Annotated in this window: 3 protein-coding genes; 2 read left to right on the forward strand and 1 reads right to left on the reverse strand. The window is 63.7% G+C overall.

Annotation, left to right across the window (positions count from 1 at the left end):
* Nucleotides 1–127: 127 nt before the first annotated feature.
* Entirely contained in the window at nt 128–1,546 is a 1,419-nt protein-coding gene (gene ltrA / locus VXC91_RS44820) for a group II intron reverse transcriptase/maturase (protein WP_329513084.1), read from the reverse strand.
* 38 nt (nt 1,547–1,584) lie between these two features.
* On the opposite strand from ltrA, the gene VXC91_RS44825 reads away from it, so the two are divergent.
* Both VXC91_RS44825 and VXC91_RS44830 read left to right on the forward strand, forming a co-directional pair.
* On the forward strand, nt 1,585–1,911 hold the full coding sequence (locus VXC91_RS44825) for a hypothetical protein (RefSeq protein WP_329513085.1): 327 nt from the start codon (nt 1,585–1,587) through the stop codon (nt 1,909–1,911).
* 43 nt (nt 1,912–1,954) lie between these two features.
* A partial coding sequence (locus VXC91_RS44830) for a hypothetical protein (protein ID WP_329513086.1) occupies nt 1,955–2,144 on the forward strand: 190 nt, incomplete at its 3' end.

The raw sequence follows: 2,144 nt of genomic DNA on the forward strand, positions 1-2,144 counted from the left end.
AGTGAGGTCGACCCGGAGCGCGGTACTGGCCTTACGACCAGTCCGTTTCTCCGGGTCGCCTCCCGAACCCGGCGTGCACCGCTAAGCGCACCGGGCTCTCCACAAGTCCCGTGGATTTGTGTTCACTTCATGCTTCGCTCGGCCACGGTGTCGGGATGCGTGTTCCCCGGTAGTAGTAGCGCTTGGCGCTCACCCTTGCCGGGTCGAACAGTTCCATCCCGCCCGCGGCGGGCCATATGCCGTAGCGTCGGCGTAGTACCCTCCAGGGAACACGCCGGTGCTTGCGCTCCTGCCATCTGACGATCTCCTTCCAGAGATAGGCCCTCAGATAGCTGAAAGTCGCATTCGAGCATCCGTACTTGAAGTACGCGGTCCATCCCCGCAGCATCCGGTTGAGCTGACGCAGCAGGTCTTCGAGCGGCAGATTCGTGCTCCGCCGGCAGACCGTCTTCACCTTGGCCATGATGGTCACCAGGGCCTTCTTGGCCGGATAGACGTAGACGTATCGTTTGCCGGTGCCTCGCTTGCGGTGACGCTGGATGCGCCATCCGAGAAAAGCAAGGCCCTCGTCGATATGGGTGATCAGGGTCTTCTCCGGTGACAGGCGCAGGCCCATCGTGGACAGGACCCCGGCGAGTTCTTCCCGCAGGGCTTCGGCGTGCGCCTTGGTGCCTGAAACGAGCAGGCACCAGTCGTCCGCATACCGCACGAGGCGGTAGTTGGGCAGACCCTGACGGCGCCGTTTGGCCCTTCCATACGGGCTGGCTCCTGGCCCGCCCGGCCCTTGGGCGATGTACTCATCCAGAACCGAGAGAGCCACATTGCTCAGCAGCGGGGAAAGAATCGACCCCTGCGGAGTTCCGGCGTCGGTATCCACCAGCGTGCCGTCCTCATCGAGGACGCCCGCCTTGAGGAATGCCTTCACCAAGGCCAGGACGCGTTTATCTCCGACGCGCTCCCGTACCCGATCCATAAGGGCGGAGTGCGAGATCTCGTCGAAACAGGCTTTGATGTCACCCTCAACCACCCACTCATACGAGCGGGATGCGAAATGGTGCACCTCTGCCACCGCGTCGTGAGCCCGGCGATTCGGACGGAACCCGTAGGAACACGGGCGGAAATCCGCCTCGAAAATCGGCTCCAACACCAGCTTCAAGGACGCCTGAGCCACCCGGTCACGGATAGTCGCGATCCCCAGATAGCGGACCTTGCCGCCAGCCTTAGGAATCGCGCGCCGCCGCGCAGGGAGAGGCCGGAAGGTGCGAGCCTTGAGATCCGCCCGCAGTTCCGCAAGGAACCCCTCCAGCCCGCGCACGGACTCGATGTAGTAGGCGGTCTCACCGTCTACTCCTGCCGTGCGCGCGCCCTTGTTGTTCCGCACCCGATCCCAGGCGACCAGCAGGAAGCCCGGATCGGTGACGAGGTTGTATAAATCATCGAACCTGCGATGAGGATCATCACTGGCCCAACGGTGCAGCTTGGTCTGGATCTCCAGTACCCGGCGTTCCGCCTTGAGCAAGACGTATTCCAGCTCGTCGGTATTCACCAACGACCTCCCGGCATTCCAGCATCCGTACTGCTGACTTGCTGGCCCCCTTCGCCATGCACGGACCTCTCGCCCGCTCGGACTACTACGGGGCCTCCGCCCCATCCAGCACCTTCGACAGACGACGTATCTATCCCAAGAACCCGGGTGGCTACCAGGTCAAGGGAGTGATGCGGGATGGTTCCCGTGTTCACGGTGAATCGATCGATCAGTCCGGCATCCAGCTTTGCCCCGGCAGCATCGCCACGGTTACGCCGCAGGCTTTCACCGTGGCCTCCCCACCGACACGCCAAGTCGGCTACGGAGTCAGCCCGCCCAGCGAACAGACTGTGCACTGCAACCCGGCCCATATCCACCAGATTTGAGCCGGTGCCACGCTTACGGAGCTTTGTCACTGATTCCTCTCGTATGCCCTCTGATCTCGCTCGCCGGACCCGGCCCGTCTGGCAGTTCCAGGCCGTCCCGGCTTTGTCAGCGCTGCTTCCCGCCCTCCCCGGCGTCTCCCGGGTCGGACTGCGCTCAGCTCCCACCAGCCTGCTGCGACAGGCTCGCGAGGAGGTCTTGCACCTCCTTCGATTCACCGCGCCTCACGGCGCAC

The sequence above is a fragment of the Streptomyces chiangmaiensis genome (assembly GCF_036281785.1).
Taxonomy (GTDB): Bacteria; Actinomycetota; Actinomycetes; order Streptomycetales; family Streptomycetaceae; genus Streptomyces; species Streptomyces chiangmaiensis.